The sequence below is a fragment of the Streptomyces sp. NPDC047315 genome, assembly GCF_040643215.1.
Classification (GTDB): domain Bacteria; phylum Actinomycetota; class Actinomycetes; order Streptomycetales; family Streptomycetaceae; genus Streptomyces.
In genome coordinates, this window is record NZ_JBEYTZ010000027.1 from 1 (window position 1) to 16,360 (window position 16,360).

Consider the following 16,360-nt stretch of genomic DNA (forward strand, 5'->3'; position numbering starts at 1 on the left):
CCCATCTCATTGCACGCGGCGAACATGTCCTTCAACCGCGCCGCACCATCCAGCAGCGAATACTGCGTGTGCACGTGCAGATGCGTGAAGGGCGGCTTTGTCACGGCTGGGGCCTCCAGAGGGGCGCGGGACGTCTGGGGTGACAGCGTCGAAGTCTACGACTTGCGACCGACAGTCGCGGGCCGCCCGCGCCCCTCGCGGAACCTCCGCCTCGCGCCCTCCCGGGACCTCGGCCCGTCCCCGCCCGGGACCTCGGCCCGCGCTCCTCGCGGGACCTCCGTCGGCCGCCCGAAGCCTTCGTCGAACGGGCACTCGGGCGCCGCCCCGGACGTTGGGGAGAGCGAGGCCCGTACGGCGGGCCCCCGCCCGGCCGCGGTGGCCGGGTCCTTTCGTTCCACCCTTGCAGCAGGAGGCACACAGCGATGCCGGTACCGCACCCCGCCGAGGTCACGGCCGACGAGCGCGGCGAGGAGATCCTCGCCGTCTTCGGGACCGCCTTCGGCGAGCTCCTGGCCGCCGATCCGGCCGCCTTCCGGGTCAAGTTCCGGAAGATGGCGGCCTCGGCGTTCGCCTTCTACCGGGGCACGGCCTGCCTGTTCTACGGAGACCTGGAGCGGGAGCACACCGACCGCGGCGACCGCGCCATCGGCACCGGGCCCTACCTGGACGAGCGGACCAGCCGCGTGTGGATCCACGGCGACCTCCACGCGGAGAACTTCGGCACGTACATGGACTCCAACGGCCGCCTGGTCTTCAACGTCAACGACTTCGACGAGGCGTACGTCGGCCCGTTCACCTGGGACCTGAAGCGGCTCGCCGCCTCGCTGGCCCTGATCGGCTACACCAAGGCCCTCAGCGACGAGCAGATCAGCGAGCTGGTGCGGATCTACGCCGCGGCCTACCGCGAGCGGATCCACGCCCTGGCGACCGGCGCCGCGGACGACGACGTGCCGCCCTTCACCCTGGACACCGCCCAGGGCCCGCTGCTCGACGCCCTGCGCGACGCCCGCTCGCTGACCCGCTTCTCGCTGCTCGACTCGATGACCGAGATCCGGGACTTCGAGCGGCGTTTCGCCGCCGGCGGCGGCTCGATCGAGCTGGACGCCGCCACCCGCTACAAGGTCCTCGCCGCCTTCGACGGCTATCTGGAGACCCTGCCGGAGTCCAGCCTCGCCCGCCCCGACTCGTACCGGGTCAAAGACGTCGTCGGTCGGCGCGGCATCGGCATCGGCTCGGCCGGCCTCCCGTCGTACAACATCCTCCTGGAGGGCAACAGCGACGCCCTGGAGAACGACGTCGTGATCTACATGAAGCAGGCGCAGACCCCGGCCGTCTCCCGCCACATCGAGGACGAGGCCGTACGGAAGTACTTCCAGCACGAGGGCCACCGCACCGTGATCTCCCAGCGCGCCCTCCAGGACCACGCCGACCCGTGGCTGGGCTGGACCGAGCTGGACGGCGCCGGCCAGCTCGTCGCGGAGGTCTCGCCCTACGCCGTGGACCTGGACTGGTCCGACATCGACGACCCGCAGGAGATCGCGGCCGTCGTCGCCGACCTCGGCCGCGCCACGGCCACGATGCACGGCGCCGCGGACGACGAGAGCGGCCACTCCCTGGTGCCGTTCTCCACCGAGCGGGCCATCGACGCGGCGATCGCCGCCGACGAGGACGGCTTCCCGGAGCTGCTGGTGGACTTCGCCCACGCCTACGGCAACCGCGCCCGGCGGGACCACCAGATCTTCGTGGACCTCTTCCGCAACGGACGCATACCGGGCCTCTGACGGCCCCGCCCTTCCGCCCCCGGGGCCCGCAGCCAGCGGCCCCCGGGCACCTCTCAGACTCCTCTCAGCAAGACATGGCACACTCGGCAGACGATGGACGTATCGGGAATGCAGCTCAGAGCGCTACGGGCAGCGATCTTCACGGCACTGGTCGTGACGCTGTCCACGGCGTCCCACGTGCTGCTCTCCCGGGCGCCGCTGCCCTGGTCCACCGTGGCCGCGCTGACCGCCGGCGTCTTCCTCCTCTCGTACGCCCTCTCGGGGCGCGAGCGCGGCTTCTGGCGGATCGCGGGGCTGCTGGTCCCGCTGCAGCTCGCCGCCGACACCGTCTTCAACGGCAGTCAGGACGTCTGTTACGGCCCCTCCGGCGGACCGATCACCGGATCGCTGCGGGCCCTCGGGTTCGACGTGCTGTGCGGGGGCGGTGTGGGCGCCCAGCTCCCCGGCGTCTCCGCCGCGGGCGACGGCGCCACGGCCCTGCTGCCGGCCACCGACCCCGCGCTGCCCTGGCTGCTGCTCGCCGCCCACGTCTCGGTGGGGCTCTTCGCCTCGCTCTGGCTGTGGCGCGGCGAGGAGGCGCTGGCCCGCCTGGTGCGGTCGGTGGGCGCGCTCGCCTTCCGTCCGCTGCTGCTGGCGGTGGCCGCCGCGGTGGCGGTGCACCGCCCGGTGCGGCGCCCGACGCGCCCCACCGCGCAGCACACCTCCTTCCGCACCCTCCTGCTGGTGCACGCGCTCGGCCGCCGGGGCCCGCCGCAGCCGGCGGCGTCCCTCGCCCTGGCCGCGTAGCACCCTCCGCCGCAGCACCCCCCTGTCAACTTCGGCCCGTCCGGGCCGCGGTCAGGGACGGCCGGTGCGCGGCGCCCGGGTGCCCGGCCTGACGTCGGCACGCCCCCGCCAGCCCCCCTTACCTCGTACGTCCCTTATGGAGTGATCCCGCATGAGTGCACGCAACAACAAGGCCAACAAGGCAGCGGCCCGCGAGCGGCTGCGGCTGGAGCGCGAGCGACAGGTCAAGAAGGACCGCGTCCGTCGTCAGCTGATCGTCGCCGGTTCGACGGTCGGTGTGCTCGCGCTCGCCGCCGGCGTCGGCTTCGCCGTGATGGAGGCCAACAAGCCGGACCACTGGGAGGCCGCGAAGGACGAGAAGAACGTCACCGCGCCCAAGAACACCAGCGGTGCGAACGGCACCACGGTCGTCATCGGGAAGCCGGAGGCGAAGAAGACGCTGGAGGTCTACGAGGACCCCCGGTGCCCCTCCTGCGCCGCGTTCGAGCAGAGCGTCGGCGAGACGATGAAGAAGGACGTCGCCGAGGGCAAGTACAAGGTGCAGTTCGTCGGCGCCACCTTCCTCGACAACTCGGACCAGGGCGAGGGCTCGAAGAACGCCATGAGCGCGCTGGGCGCGGCGCTGGACGTCAGCCCCGAGGCGTTCTCCGACTACAAGGCCGCGCTGTACTCGAAGGAGTTCCACCCCCAGGGCAGCGACAAGTTCGCCAAGGACTCCTACCTCCTTGAGGTCGCGGACACCGTGCCGGCCCTCAAGGGCAACGCCGCGTTCAAGAAGAACGTCGAGGACGGGACCTTCGACGCCTGGGCGATGAAGATGTCCGCGAAGTTCGACAAGAGCGGGATGGGCGGCACCCCGGCGCTGAAGATGGACGACAAGAAGGTCACCACCGAGGGCACGGACGACCCGCCGATGACGGCGGAGCAGTACCGTGCGGCGGTCGACAAGGCGCTGGCCGGCTGACGCCACCGCGCGCCGTCACCGCGCATAGCGCGCCGTCAGCGACACCGGCCCCGGGGCTTCCGAGCCCCGGGGCCTTCGCCCGCCCGCGCAGCGCCCCCGGTCGCGCCACGCCCCCGACGACGCTCGCCGATCTCGTTCCCATTCGCCTTACCGGCGAGTAGTGTGCTCGGCCGTGACCAGTCGATTCCCGTCAACTCCCAGCCGCCGCACGGTCGTCAAGGCCGCTGCCGTCACCGCCGTCGTCACCGCGCCGACCGTCGCGGCGGCCCCGGCCGCCGCCCGGGTCCACTTCTTCCAGCACGGCGTCGCCTCCGGCGATCCGCTCCCCGACGGCGTCCTGCTGTGGACCCGCGTCACGCCGACCGCCGACGCTCTGCCCGGCTCGGGCCTCGGCCCTGACACCCCGGTGGGGTGGGAGGTCGCCGAGGACCGGGAGTTCGTCCGGGTCACCGCCCGCGGCGAGACCACGGCCACGGCCGCCACCGACCACACCGTCAAAGTCGACGTCCGCGGGCTGCACCCGGGCACCGACTACCACTTCCGCTTCACCACCGGCGGCACCGCCTCACCGGTGGGCCGCACCCGCACCGCCCCGGCAGCGGACGCGGACGCCGCCGGCGCACGGCTCCGCTTCGGTGTGGTGTCGTGCGCCAACTGGGAGGCCGGTTACTTCTCCGCGTACCGCCACCTCGCCGCCCGCGGCGACCTGGACGCCGTGCTCCACCTCGGCGACTACATCTACGAGTACGCCACCGGGACGTACCCGAAGCCGGACGAGGTGGTGCGCAAGCACGCGCCGGAGCACGAGATCGTCACCCTGGCCGACTACCGGCTGCGCCACGCCACGTACAAGACGGACCCGGACCTGCGGGCGCTGCACGCCGCCCACCCCGTGATAGCGATCTGGGACGACCACGAGATCGCCAACGACGCCTGGGCGGGCGGGGCGGAGAACCACACTCCGGGCGTCGAGGGGGACTTCGGCGCCCGGGCCGCCGCCGCGCGTCGCGCGTACTTCGAGTGGATGCCGGTACGGGCGTCCACCGAGGGCACGGTCTACCGTCGGCTGCGCTTCGGCAAGCTGGCCGATCTGCACCTGCTGGACCTACGGACCTTCCGCTCCGAGCAGACGAAGGTCGGCAGCGGCGCGGTGGACGACCCGGACCGCACGATCACCGGCCGGGCGCAGCTCGACTGGCTCAAGGCGGGGTTGGCCGCGTCCGACGCGACGTGGAAGCTGGTCGGAACGTCGGTGATGATCTCCCCGGTCGCCTTCGGCGCGCTGCCGACGCATCTGATGGCCCCCGTCGCCAAGCTGTTGGGCCTGCCCGAAGGCGGCCTGGCGATCAGCGTGGACCAGTGGGACGGGTACACGGACGACCGCAAGGAGCTGCTGGAACACCTCGCGACGCGGTCCGTCAGGAACACCGTCTTCCTCACCGGCGACATCCACATGGCCTGGGCCAACGACGTCCCGAGGAAGGCCGCGACCTATCCGCTGTCGGGTTCGGTGGCCACGGAGTTCGTGGTGACGTCGGTGTCGTCCGACAACCTGAACGACCTGCTGAACGTGGCGCCGCACACGTTGTCCCTGGTCGCCGGCGCGGCCATCAAGGGCGCCAACCGCCATGTGAAGTGGCTGGACATGGACAGCCACGGCTTCGGCGTCCTCGACGTCACCGCGGAGCGCTCCCAGATGGACTACTACGTCCTGTCGGACCGTACGGCGCCGGACGCGACGGCCTCCTGGGCGCGCTCGTACCGCACGCTCAGCGGCACGCAGAAGGTCGAACGCGTCCGCGAACCGGCGCGGTAGCGCCGTGACGGCGGCGCGGTGACGGCGTCTGCGGCCCGCCTGTGGCTAGACGCTGTCGAGGAAGGCGAGGGCGACGCGCCAGGTCTGTTCCGCGGACTCCTCGTCGTAGTCCGGCAGGTCCGGGTCGGTGTAGACGTGGCCGGCGCCGGGGTAGCGGTACACCTCGACGTCCGCGCCCGCCCGCCCCATCCGCAAGTACCACGCGGTCAGCCAGTCGTGCGGCTCGAAGGGGTCGGGGTCGGCGATGTGGAGCTGTACGGGGAGCTCGTCGACGCTCGCGTCGTCGGCGATGTCGGACGTGCCGTGCAGGAGCAGCAGCCCGCGGGCCCGCTCGTCGCCGAGCGCCAGGTTCTGCGCCACGGACGCGCCGAGCGAGAACCCGGCGTACACCAGCCCGGAGTCGGAGTGCGGCGCGGACGCGGCGATGCCCCGGCGCAGTAGCTCCTCCTGGCCGAGCTCCTCCTTGAAGGCCATGCCCTCCTCGACCGTCTCGAAGGTCCTGCCTTCGAAGAGGTCCGGCGTCCACACCCGGTGACCTGCGGCTTCGAGGCGCTCTGCGGCCGAGTGCACGGCCGGTCGCAGACCGTATGTGGAATGAAAGAGCATGATGTTCATGCCGCCAGGTTACGTTCCCCTGCATGGAGAACACGCTGCGTCCCTTGCTCGTCTTCGGCGGCACGCTCCTGCTCACGCTGCTCGTGGGCTGGCTGGTCGACCGATTGCTGCGACGTGCCGACTCCCGGCACGCCGAGACCCCGCTGTGGGGCCTGTTGCGCCGCTGCCGTCCGCCGTTGCAGGTGGTGCTGGCGGCCGGGCTGCTCAGAGGCGCCTACCGGCAGACCGGAATCGGAGTGGTCGACGACCACGAGGAGGGGTTCGGTCAGCTGCTGACGCTGGTGCTGATCGGGGCGTCGGCCTGGCTGGTGGTGCGCATCGCACAGGCGGTGGTGGAGTCCACGTACAGCCGTTACGCCGCGGCGACCCGCGATCCTGCGCGGGTGCGCCGGGTGCGCACCCAGGTCACGCTGATCCAACGGGTGGTGATCGCCGTGGTGGGCGTGGTCGCGGTCGCGGCGATGCTGTTGACCTTCCCCGCGATGCGGACGGTCGGCACGTCCATGCTGGCCTCCGCCGGCGTCCTCGGCATCGTCGCGGGCGTCGCCGCACAGTCGACCCTCGGCAACCTCTTCGCCGGGCTCCAGATCGCCTTCGGCGACATGGTCCGGATCGGGGACACGGTGGTCGTGGAGGGCGAGTGGGGCACGGTCGAGGAGATCACCCTCACCTCGCTGACCGTGCGCACCTGGGACGAGCGGCGGATCACGATGCCGGTCTCGTACTTCACCGGCAAACCGTTCGAGAACTGGTCGCGCGGCGGCGCCCAGATGACCGGCTCGGTCTTCTTCCACCTGGACCACTCGGCGCCGGTGGAGCTGATGCGGCAGAAGCTGCGCGAGGTCGTCGAGGCGCATCCGGCGTGGGACCGGCGCGACTGGTCGCTGGCCGTCACCGACACCACGCCGTCGACGATCCAGGTCCGGGCGGTGGTCACGGCGAAGGACGCGGACGACATCTGGACGGTGCGGTGCGCGGTGCGGGAGCAGATGGTGACGTGGCTGCACGAGCACCATCCGTACTCGCTGCCGCGGATCGCGACGGCGCCCGCGGCGGCCCGCAAGGAGGGGCCCGACGAGATGCCCACCGAGGTGCCCGCCGAGGTGTCCGAGGTGCGGATTCCGGGCGCGAGCCGACCGAGCACGGGACGGGGCTGAGCGAGCACGGGACGGGGCTGAGCGAGCACGGGACGGGGCTGAGCCCTGCTCAGTGGCCGTGCTCCGCGCCCCCGTTGACCTGGATGACCTGGGCGGTGACGTGGCCCGCCGCGGAGGAGGCCAGCCAGTACAGCGTCTGGGCGATGTCCCCCGGGTGCCCGATGCGCCCCGTGGCCGTCTCCTCGATCAGGGCCGCCAGGTGGTCCGCGGGGAAGTCGCCGCCGAAGAAGTCGGTCTCCTCGACGTAGCCGGGCGACACCACGTTCACGGTGATCCCGCGCGGCCCGAGGACCCTGGCGAGCTGGAAGGCGTACGGGTGGAGCGCGGCCTTCGCCGCGGCGTACGCCGGTCGGCCCGAGCCGCGCGCGGCGGCGATGGAGCTGAGGAAGAGCACCCGGCCGCCGGGCGTGGCCAGCCGGTCCTGGAGCGCCTCGGTCAGCAGTACGGCGGTGAGGGTGTTGAGCCGGTAGTTGACCGTCCACTCCTCGTGCAGGTCGTCCAGGGGGTCCTCGTGCCCGTCGGGCACGGCCCCGCCGGTGCCGCCGGCGCTGTGGACGAGGACGTCGACGGTGCCGTACTCCCGCTCCACGAAGTCGGCGACGCGGCGCACGTCGGCGGGTTCGCCGAGGTCGCCCGCGCAGTGCGCGGCGCCGGGCAGTGAGGCCGCGGCCCGCTCCAGTACGTCCGCGCGCCGACCGAGCAGCACCACCCGGTCCCCGCCATCGGCGAACGTCTCCGCCGCCGCCAGCCCGATGCCCGTTCCTCCGCCACTGATCACCACGGTGCGCGCCATGGTGCGGATCCTACGAGCCCTCGGGGCCGGCCGGGGCTCAGCGCAGGCTGCGCACGTCCAGGTGTCGCAGCACGCGGTCGACGACCTCCGGGTCGGCGCCCGGCTCGCTGCGGGCGGCGAGCACTTCGTGGCGGGCGGCCGACAGCATCTCGCGCTGGATGCGCTGGACGGTCCGCGCCCGCTCGGTGCGCCGGGCGAACCACTCGCGCCGGTCCTCGTCGACGATGTCGGGGCTGATCCGGGCGCCCACCTCGTACGCGCCCCGGTGCAGTCGCTCGCTGACCTCCTCCGGCAACTCCTCGACCTCCTCGATCTCCTTCAGCCGGTGCCGGGCGGCGCGGGCGGCGCGCAGCGCCAACTCGTGCTCCAGGTCCCGCTCGGCGTCCACGTCGGCGCGCACGCCGAGCCGTTTCACCAGCCAGGGCAGGGTCAGGCCCTGGAGCAGCAGGGTGGCGAGGATCACCACGAAGGCGATGAAGACGATCTCGCTCCGGCCGGGGAAGGGGGAGCCGTCGTCGGTGGTCAGGGGGATGGCGAGGGCGAGCGCCACGGAGGCGACGCCGCGCATGCCGGACCACCACATGACGACGGTCTCGCGCCAGCTCATCGGGATGTCCTCGTCGTAGTCCCGTTTGCCGTGCAGCCGTTTGGCGAGCCAGGTGGCCGGGAGCAGCCACAGCAGCCGTACGCCGATCACCACGGCGGTGATCAGCGCGCCCCAGCCGAGCATCCGCAGCACCTGGCCGTCGGCGGTGCCGAAGACGTTGCGCAGCTCCAGCCCGATGAGTCCGAAGGCGACGCCGGTGACCAGGGTGTCCACGATGCCCCAGAAGGTGTTCCCGGCGAGCCGGCCGAGCACGTCGTCCGCGTCGGTGGCGTGCTCGGCGAGGAAGAGCGCGGTGATGAGGACCGCGAGCACGCCGGAGCCGTGCAGCTCCTCGGCGACGACGTAGCTCACGAACGGCACCATCAGGGAGAGCCCGACCTGGAGGGTGGGGTCCCCCAGGAACCCCATCAGCCTGTTCGACAGCCATCCGATCACCAGCCCCACGACCACCGCCACGACGGCGGAGAGCAGCAGTTGCAGGGCGGCTGCGGACCAGGAGAAGGTGCCGCTCACGGCCGCGGCGATGGCCACGTGGTAGAGCACGATGGCGGTGACGTCGTTGAAGAGCCCCTCGCCCTCCAGGATGGACACCAGCCGGCGCGGCAGCCCGAGCCGCCCGGCGACGGCGGTGGCCGCGACCGGGTCCGGGGGTGCGACGAGCGCCCCGAGCGCGACGGCCGCGGCGATCGGCAGACCGGGTACGACGGCGTTGACGACGAACGCGACGGCCGCGGTGGTGACGAAGACCAGCGCGACCGCGAGCAGGAGGATGGGGCGCACGTTGGCGGTGAACTGGCGCCAGGAGGTGCGCTGCACGGCGGCGTACAGCAGCGGCGGGAGCACCAGGGGCAGGATGAACTCCGGCGGGATCGCCACGTCCGGTACGACGGGCAGGAACGCGACGCCCGCGCCGGCGAGCGTCATCAACACCGGCGCGGGCAGATCGAGCCGCTCCCCCAACGGCACGCTCACCACGGCGCCGAGCACCAGCCCCAACAAAAGCGCGACTTGATCCACGCGCCCCTTATACCCCGTACGCCCACTTTTGCGACGACGCAGGCGCATGGACGCGGCGGTGCCGTGACCACCTGAGCAACCGTGACGCCCACGGCCCGGAACTGAGCGACAAACAGGCCGCAGCTGACCGACGGGGGAAGCGAATCAGGGGCGCTGGGGGTCCCCCCGTGCCCGCAGGGAACAGGGGGCGGAGCTGCGCGAACAAGCCCCACCGGCCCGCAGAGGCCGACGTACCTTCAGCGCAACGGCGAAGAAGCCACCCGCACCGCCAGCCCGCAGGGCACCCGCTTCGCTACACGCTCTCCGCCGCGATGCGGTCCAGCGCCACCTGCAAGTCCGCCGGATATCCGCTCTCGAACTCGACCCACCGGCCGTCCGACGGATGCTCGAACCCCAACCGCACCGCGTGCAACCACTGCCGCGTCAGCCCCAGCCGCTTCGCCAGCGTCGGGTCCGCCCCGTACGTCAGGTCCCCCACGCACGGGTGCCGGTGCGCCGACATGTGCACCCGGATCTGGTGGGTGCGGCCCGTCTCCAGCTTGATGTCCAGCAGGGACGCCGCCCGGAACGCCTCCAGCAGGTCGTAGTGGGTGACCGACGGTTTGCCCTCCGCCGTCACGGCCCACTTGTAGTCGTGGTTCGGGTGCCGCCCGATCGGCGCGTCGATCGTCCCGCTCAGCGGGTCGGGGTGCCCCTGCACCAGCGCGTGGTAGCGCTTGTCGACCGTACGCTCCCGGAACTGCTGCTTCAGTAGCGTGTACGCGCGCTCGGACTTCGCGACGACCATCAGCCCGCTGGTCCCGACGTCCAGCCGGTGGACGACGCCCTGCCGCTCGGCCGCTCCGGACGTGGAGATCCGGTAGCCCGCCGCGGCGAGGCCGCCGATCACGGTCGTGCCGGTCCACCCGGGGCTGGGGTGCGCGGCCACGCCGACCGGCTTCACGATCACCACGATGTCGTCGTCGTCGTGGATGATCTCCATGCCCTCGACGGGCTCGGCGACGATCTGGACCGGTGCGGGCGCCTGCGGCATCTCCACTTCCAGCCACGCACCGCCGTGCACCCGCTCGGACTTTCCGACGACCGCGCCGTCGACCTGCACCTTCCCCAGCGCGGCCAGCTCCGCCGCCTTCGTGCGGGAGAAGCCGAACATGCGGGAGATGGCGGCGTCGACGCGCTCGCCCTCCAGGCCGTCGGGTACGGGCAGGGTGCGGATCTCGGGAAGCGTACTCACCCGTTGAGTATGCCTTGCTTGCGTGCACGCACGTCGTGCAGGCGGGCAAGCAAGGCCGGACCGGGCCTCAGTCCTTGTGGACGGTCCCGTCCGGGTCGAGCCCCCGGAAGGAGAGGATCACGATCAGGAAGCCGCCGCAGACGATCGCGGTGTCGGCGAGGTTGAAGACCGCGAAGTGCGCCGGCGCGATGAAGTCGACGACCGCCCCTTCGAAGACCCCCGGGGAGCGGAAGATCCGGTCCGTGAGGTTGCCGAGCGCCCCGCCCAGCAGCAGACCCAGCGCGATGGCCCACGGCAGGCTGTAGAGCTTGCGGGCCAGCCGGACGATCACGATGATCACCGTCGCCGCGATGGCGGTGAAGATCACGGTGAACGCCTCGCCGATCCCGAAGGCCGCGCCGGGGTTGCGCACCGCGGTGAACTTGAGCAGGTCCCCGACGACCTCGATCGACGGCTGGTGCTCCAGCTTGGCCACCACGATCATCTTGCTGACCAGGTCGATCAGGTACGCGACCACGGCGACGCTGACGAGCACGGCGATCTTCCGCTTGCCCCGGGGCCGCTCCGCAGGGGTCTCGGCCCCGCCGCCGTCGGCACCGCTGTCAGCACCGGTTCCGGCACCGGCCTCGGCACCGCTATCAGCACCGCTGTCGGCCCCGCTCCGGGCTCCGTCCTCGGCCCCGTCCTCCGGCGTACCGATGATGCGCTCCGCCTCTGCCACGTGAGTCCCTCAACCTAGGTGCCTGACTGAGCACGAGGGTACGTCACACGTCCGGACTCAGCCCCGGCGCTCCTGCTTCTGCTTGCACTCCACGCACAGGGTGGCGCGCGGGAACGCCTGCATCCTGGCCTTGCCGATCGGCTTCCCGCAGTTCTCGCAGATGCCGTACGTGCCGGCGTCCAGCCGCAGCAGGGCGCGCTCGGTCTGCTCCAGCATCTCCCGGGCGTTCGCCGCCAGCGCCAGCTCGTGCTCGCGGGTGATGTTCTTCGTGCCCGTGTCGGCGTCGTCGTCACCGGCGCCGTCGCCGGAGTCGCGCATCAGCCCCGCGAGGGCCGCCTCGGAGGCGGTCAGCTCGGCGGTGAGCCGGGCGACGTCGTCGGTCAGCTCGGCACGGGCCGCCGCGACCTCCTCCGGAGTCCAGGGCTCCTCGCCCGGACGTACGGCGAGCTCCTCCGCGGGGGCCGCCGCATCGCGCGCGGTGGGCACCGCCGTGGGGCCCCCGTCGAGGGCCACGGTCTTCTTCGCTCCCACTTTCCCGGCTCCTGTCTGCCTCGGAGACTTCTCGGCTGCCTTCTTGGCCGCCTTCTTCGCGGTCTTCTTCGCCGGCGCTTCCTCGACCGCAGCCTTCTTGACCGCAGCCTTCTTGACCGCAGCCGTTTTGGCCGGTGCAGTCTTTGCGGCGGCCTTCTTGGGCGCTGCCTTCTTGGACGCTGCCTTCTTCACTGCCGACTTTGTCGCAGCAGCCTTCTTCGCAGCGACCTTCTTCGCCGGCGCCTTCTTGGTGGCCTTCGCCGCCGCCTTTCGGGCGACGGGCTCCTGCCCCGCGGACCCCTCCGCGCCGGCCCCGTCCGCCGCGCCCTCCCGCGGCGCGTCAGCCGCCGCCCCGGCCACGGCCTCCTGCGCAGCGCTCTTCTTCGCAGCGGTCTTCTTCGCCACCATGGCCGCGGCCCCTTCACATATTGTGATCTTGCTCGCGAATCGTGCTGGGACGATAAATCGACCCCAGCTCCGCGGCAAACGGGGCACGCCGCCACATATCGACCACCTCGGTCTCGCACCTAGGTCTCGGTGAAACGGGCCTTCATCCGTTGTGCCCGGTCCCCCGCCCCGTAATCCGCCCCTTGACGGCACCCGCACGCCTCCCGTACGGCACCCGCGCCGCCCGCCGTCGCGGACCCGATGCGCCCCTGGCCCGTTCGGGTCACGTCCGCACCGACCCCGCGCACCGGCGCCGGCCCCCGTCCCGGCCGCCCCGATATCCGGTCGGCCGGGGCCCTCCGAGGCGCTTACACTGGGCTGAGCGAAAGGCGACGATGGGGCCGAGTAGCGTCGTACGCAGCCATGAGCGACCCGGGGACGGTGCGAGCCCGGGGGACGAGCGCGACGTGAAGCATCACCCCGGAGCCGCCGGAAGAAAGCCGCGGACCCGTCCGCGGCGACTAGACCCGGCTTCGCGCCCCAATGAGGGGACGGCGCGCCGCGCGCCGTCAAGGAGGGTGGTACCGCGGGAGCCGACCGCTCTCGTCCCTCCGACGGAAGAGAGTCTGTCCGCCGGAGGAGTTCGCCCATGACACCCCCCCAGTACCGCCAGGTCCCCGCCCAGGTGGACCTGCCCGCGCTGGAGCACGCCGTGCTCGACTTCTGGCGCGAGAACAAGGTCTTCGCCAAGAGCCTCGCCCAGTCCGAGGGCCGCCCCGAGTGGGTCTTCTACGAGGGCCCGCCCACCGCCAACGGCATGCCCGGCGCCCACCACATCGAGGCCCGCGTCTTCAAGGACGTCTTCCCCCGCTTCCGCACCATGCGCGGCTACCACGTCGCCCGCAAGGCCGGCTGGGACTGCCACGGACTGCCGGTCGAGCTCGCCGTCGAGAAGGAGCTGGGCTTCTCCGGCAAGCAGGACATCGAGGCGTACGGCATCGCCGAGTTCAACGAGAAGTGCCGCGAGTCGGTGACCCGGCACACCGACGCCTTCGCCGAGCTGACCGACCGCATGGGCTACTGGGTCGACCTCGACGAGGCGTACTGGACCATGAAGCCGGAGTACATCGACTCCGTCTGGTGGTCGCTGAAGGAGATCTTCGGCAAGGGGCTGCTGGTCCAGGACCACCGCGTCGCCCCCTGGTGCCCCCGCTGCGGCACCGGCCTGTCGGACCACGAGCTGGCTCAGGGCTACGAGACGGTCGTCGACCCGTCCGTGTACGTGCGCTTCCCGCTCACCTCCGGCCCCCTCGCGGGCGAGGCGTCGCTGCTGGTGTGGACGACGACCCCGTGGACCCTGGTGTCCAACACCGCCGTCGCCGCCCACCCCGACGTCACCTACGTGGTCGCCACCGACGGCACGGAGCGGATCGTCGTCGCCGAGCCGCTGCTGGAGAAGGCCCTCGGCGAGGGCTGGGAGGCCACCGGCCGGTCGTTCACCGGCGCCGAGATGGAGCGCTGGACGTACGAGCGCCCCTTCGACCTGGTCGAGTTCCCCGCCCCCGCGCACTACGTCGTCAACGCCGACTACGTCACCACCGAGGACGGCACGGGTCTGGTCCACCAGTCCCCCGCCTTCGGCGAGGACGACCTCAAGGTCTGCCGCGCCTACGGCCTGCCGGTGGTCAACCCGATCCGCCCCGACGGCACCTTCGAGGAGGACGTGCCGCTGGTCGGCGGCGTCTTCTTCAAGAAGGCCGACGAGGCGCTGACCGCCGACCTCGACGCCCGCGGCAAGCTCTTCCGCCACATCCCCTACGAGCACAGCTATCCGCACTGCTGGCGCTGCCACACCGCGCTGCTGTACTACGCACAGCCGTCCTGGTACATCCGCACGACCGCGGTCAAGGACCGGCTGATCGAGGAGAACGAGCGGACGAACTGGTTCCCGGACTCCGTCAAGCACGGCCGGTTCGGCGACTGGCTCAACAACAACGTCGACTGGGCCCTGTCCCGCAACCGCTACTGGGGCACCCCGCTGCCCATCTGGCGCTGCGCCGACGACCACCTCACCTGCGTCGGCTCGCGCGCCGAGCTGACCGAGCTGACCGGCACGGACCAGACCGCGCTCGACCCGCACCGCCCCTTCATCGACGACGTCACCTTCGACTGCCCCGAGTGCGGCGGCACGGCGACCCGCGTCCCCGAGGTCATCGACGCCTGGTACGACGCCGGCTCGATGCCCTTCGCGCAGTGGGGCTACCCGTACAAGAACAAGGAGCTGTTCGAGAAGCGCTACCCGGCGCAGTTCATCTCGGAGGCCATCGACCAGACCCGCGGCTGGTTCTACACGCTGATGGCCGTCGGCACGCTGGTCTTCGACAAGTCGTCGTACGAGAACGTGGTCTGCCTCGGCCACATCCTCGCCGAGGACGGCCGCAAGATGTCCAAGCACCTGGGGAACATCCTCCAGCCGATCCCGCTGATGGACCAGCACGGCGCGGACGCGGTCCGCTGGTTCATGGCAGCCGGCGGCTCCCCGTGGTCGGCCCGCCGGGTCGGACACGGCGCGATCCAGGAGGTCGTCCGCAAGACGCTGCTGACGTACTGGAACACCGTCGCCTTCCAGTCGCTGTACGCCCGCACCTCGAACTGGGCCCCCTCCGCCGCCGACCCGGCGCCGGTCGACCGCCCGGTCCAGGACCGCTGGCTGCTCGGCGAGTTGAACGCACTGGTGGACCAGGTCACCGAGGCGATGGAGGCGTACGACACCCAGCGCGCCGGCAAGCTGCTGTCCGCGTTCGTCGACGACCTGTCCAACTGGTACGTACGACGCTCCCGACGCCGCTTCTGGCAGGGCGACGCGGCTGCGCTGCGCACCCTGCACGAGGTGGTCGAGACGGTCACCCGGCTGATGGCCCCGCTGACCCCGTTCATCACCGAGCGGGTCTGGCAGGACCTGGTGGTCCCGGTCACCGCGGACGCCCCGGAGTCGGTCCACCTGAGCGAGTGGCCGAAGGCCGATGCGGCGCTGGTCGACGAGGCGCTGTCGCGGCAGATGGCGCTGGTGCGCCGGCTGGTCGAGCTGGGCCGGGCGACGCGGGCGGAGTCCGGGGTCAAGACCCGGCAGCCGCTGTCCCGTGCGCTGGTGGCGGCGACCGGCTTCGACGCCCTCTCCCCCGAGCTGCACGCCCAGATCACCGAAGAGCTGAACGTCTCCTCGCTGGCGTCCCTGTCCGAGGTCGGCGGCTCGCTGGTGGACACCACTGCGAAGGCCAACTTCCGGGCGCTGGGCAAGCGGTTCGGCAAGGGCGTCCAGGCGGTGGCGAAGGCGATCGCCGAGACGGACGCCGCCGCGCTGGCGCTGGCGCTGCGTGACGGGGAGGCGAGCCTGGTGGTCGACGGCGAGACGGTGACGCTCGCCCCGGACGAGGTCATCATCACGGAGACCCCGCGCGAGGGCTGGTCCGTGGCGTCCGACTCCGGTGCGACGGTCGCCCTCGACCTGGAGATCACCCCCGAGCTGCGGCTCGCGGGACTGGCCCGGGACGCGATCCGGCTCATCCAGGAAGCGCGCAAGAACAGCGGCCTGGACGTGGCCGACCGCATCGCCGTCGTCTGGGCCGCCGACGACCCGTCGACCGCGCAGGCCCTCACGGAGCACAGCACGTTGATCGCGGACGAGGTGCTGGCCGCCGACTTCACCCGGTCGGCCGCGGACGACTCGTACGGCCCGGCCTTCACGGACGAGCCGCTGTCCCTCACCTTCCACCTGCGCAAGGTCTGACCCCGCTCGACGCGACGAACGCCCCGCCCCCTCTTCGAAGGTGGGCGGGGCGTTCGTCGTCGCGAGCGTTCGTCGTCGCGGGCATTCGTCGTCCCGGCGTCAACGCGCGTCCGTACGGCACGCCAAAGGGCCGGGCCCGGACAGAGAGTGTCCGGGCCCGGCCC

13 protein-coding genes are annotated in these 16,360 nt (G+C 71.8%); 6 read left to right on the forward strand and 7 right to left on the reverse strand.

The annotated features are described in order from the left end of the window. The coding region (locus ABZ842_RS27770) for a PHP domain-containing protein (protein ID WP_361542608.1) at positions 1-104 on the reverse strand (104 nt) is incomplete at its 3' end. Between the two features lie 318 nt (positions 105-422). On the opposite strand from ABZ842_RS27770, the gene ABZ842_RS27775 reads away from it, so the two are divergent. The 4 genes from ABZ842_RS27775 to ABZ842_RS27790 all read left to right on the forward strand — a co-directional run bounded on the left by ABZ842_RS27775 (position 423) and on the right by ABZ842_RS27790 (position 5,347). Further along, a complete protein-coding gene (locus ABZ842_RS27775; RefSeq protein ID WP_361542303.1) occupies positions 423-1,781 on the forward strand; it encodes a DUF2252 domain-containing protein in 1,359 nt (452 codons plus the stop codon). A gap of 93 nt (positions 1,782-1,874) precedes the next feature. Next, entirely contained in the window at positions 1,875-2,567 is a 693-nt protein-coding gene (locus tag ABZ842_RS27780; RefSeq protein ID WP_361542305.1) for a hypothetical protein, read from the forward strand. 151 nt (positions 2,568-2,718) lie between these two features. Then, positions 2,719-3,531: a DsbA family protein gene (locus ABZ842_RS27785; RefSeq protein ID WP_361542308.1), complete on the forward strand. Its 813-nt coding sequence runs from the start codon at positions 2,719-2,721 to the stop codon at positions 3,529-3,531. A 172-nt stretch (positions 3,532-3,703) separates the two neighbouring features. Then, a complete protein-coding gene (locus ABZ842_RS27790) occupies positions 3,704-5,347 on the forward strand; it encodes an alkaline phosphatase D family protein (RefSeq protein WP_361542311.1) in 1,644 nt (547 codons plus the stop codon). Between the two features lie 45 nt (positions 5,348-5,392). Here the strand turns inward: ABZ842_RS27790 and ABZ842_RS27795 are convergent, their stop codons facing one another. Beyond that, positions 5,393-5,962, reverse strand: a complete 570-nt coding sequence (locus tag ABZ842_RS27795; RefSeq protein WP_361542314.1) for a dienelactone hydrolase family protein — start codon at positions 5,960-5,962, stop codon at positions 5,393-5,395. A 23-nt stretch (positions 5,963-5,985) separates the two neighbouring features. Between ABZ842_RS27795 and ABZ842_RS27800 the strand changes: the two genes are divergently transcribed. Next, the gene (locus ABZ842_RS27800) at positions 5,986-7,119 is read left to right on the forward strand and encodes a mechanosensitive ion channel domain-containing protein (protein ID WP_361542317.1); all 1,134 of its coding nucleotides are present in this window, start codon (positions 5,986-5,988) and stop codon (positions 7,117-7,119) included. A 49-nt stretch (positions 7,120-7,168) separates the two neighbouring features. Here the strand turns inward: ABZ842_RS27800 and ABZ842_RS27805 are convergent, their stop codons facing one another. From ABZ842_RS27805 to ABZ842_RS27825, 5 genes are all read right to left on the reverse strand, one after another. Continuing rightward, positions 7,169-7,912, reverse strand: coding sequence for an SDR family oxidoreductase (locus ABZ842_RS27805; RefSeq protein ID WP_361542320.1), 744 nt, complete (start codon positions 7,910-7,912; stop codon positions 7,169-7,171). Positions 7,913-7,949: 37 nt separating this feature from the next. After that, complete coding sequence (locus ABZ842_RS27810) at positions 7,950-9,536, reverse strand: Na+/H+ antiporter (protein ID WP_361542323.1); 1,587 nt, start codon at positions 9,534-9,536, stop codon at positions 7,950-7,952. Positions 9,537-9,828: 292 nt separating this feature from the next. Further along, entirely contained in the window at positions 9,829-10,770 is a 942-nt protein-coding gene (locus ABZ842_RS27815) for an RluA family pseudouridine synthase (RefSeq protein WP_361542326.1), read from the reverse strand. Between the two features lie 67 nt (positions 10,771-10,837). Then, positions 10,838-11,491, reverse strand: a complete 654-nt coding sequence (gene lspA, locus ABZ842_RS27820) for a signal peptidase II (RefSeq protein WP_361542329.1) — start codon at positions 11,489-11,491, stop codon at positions 10,838-10,840. A gap of 57 nt (positions 11,492-11,548) precedes the next feature. After that, positions 11,549-12,430: a TraR/DksA C4-type zinc finger protein gene (locus ABZ842_RS27825; RefSeq protein WP_361542332.1), complete on the reverse strand. Its 882-nt coding sequence runs from the start codon at positions 12,428-12,430 to the stop codon at positions 11,549-11,551. A gap of 628 nt (positions 12,431-13,058) precedes the next feature. Between ABZ842_RS27825 and ileS the strand changes: the two genes are divergently transcribed. After that, a complete protein-coding gene (gene ileS, locus ABZ842_RS27830) occupies positions 13,059-16,196 on the forward strand; it encodes an isoleucine--tRNA ligase (protein WP_361542335.1) in 3,138 nt (1,045 codons plus the stop codon). The last annotated feature ends 164 nt before the right edge of the window (positions 16,197-16,360 follow it).

What these genes read in the sequence shown, in the direction of transcription:
- ABZ842_RS27775 (WP_361542303.1), top strand. Translation starts at nt 423, where the DNA reads ATGCCGGTACCGCACCCCGCCGAGGTCACGGCCGACGAGCGCGGCGAG.
- ABZ842_RS27780 (WP_361542305.1), top strand. Translation starts at nt 1,875, where the DNA reads ATGGACGTATCGGGAATGCAGCTCAGAGCGCTACGGGCAGCGATCTTC.
- ABZ842_RS27785 (WP_361542308.1), top strand. Translation starts at nt 2,719, where the DNA reads ATGAGTGCACGCAACAACAAGGCCAACAAGGCAGCGGCCCGCGAGCGG.
- ABZ842_RS27795 (WP_361542314.1), bottom strand. Translation starts at nt 5,962, where the DNA reads ATGAACATCATGCTCTTTCATTCCACATACGGTCTGCGACCGGCCGTG.
- ABZ842_RS27800 (WP_361542317.1), top strand. Translation starts at nt 5,986, where the DNA reads ATGGAGAACACGCTGCGTCCCTTGCTCGTCTTCGGCGGCACGCTCCTG.
- ABZ842_RS27805 (WP_361542320.1), bottom strand. Translation starts at nt 7,912, where the DNA reads ATGGCGCGCACCGTGGTGATCAGTGGCGGAGGAACGGGCATCGGGCTG.
- ABZ842_RS27825 (WP_361542332.1), bottom strand. Translation starts at nt 12,430, where the DNA reads ATGGTGGCGAAGAAGACCGCTGCGAAGAAGAGCGCTGCGCAGGAGGCC.
- ileS (WP_361542335.1), top strand. Translation starts at nt 13,059, where the DNA reads ATGACACCCCCCCAGTACCGCCAGGTCCCCGCCCAGGTGGACCTGCCC.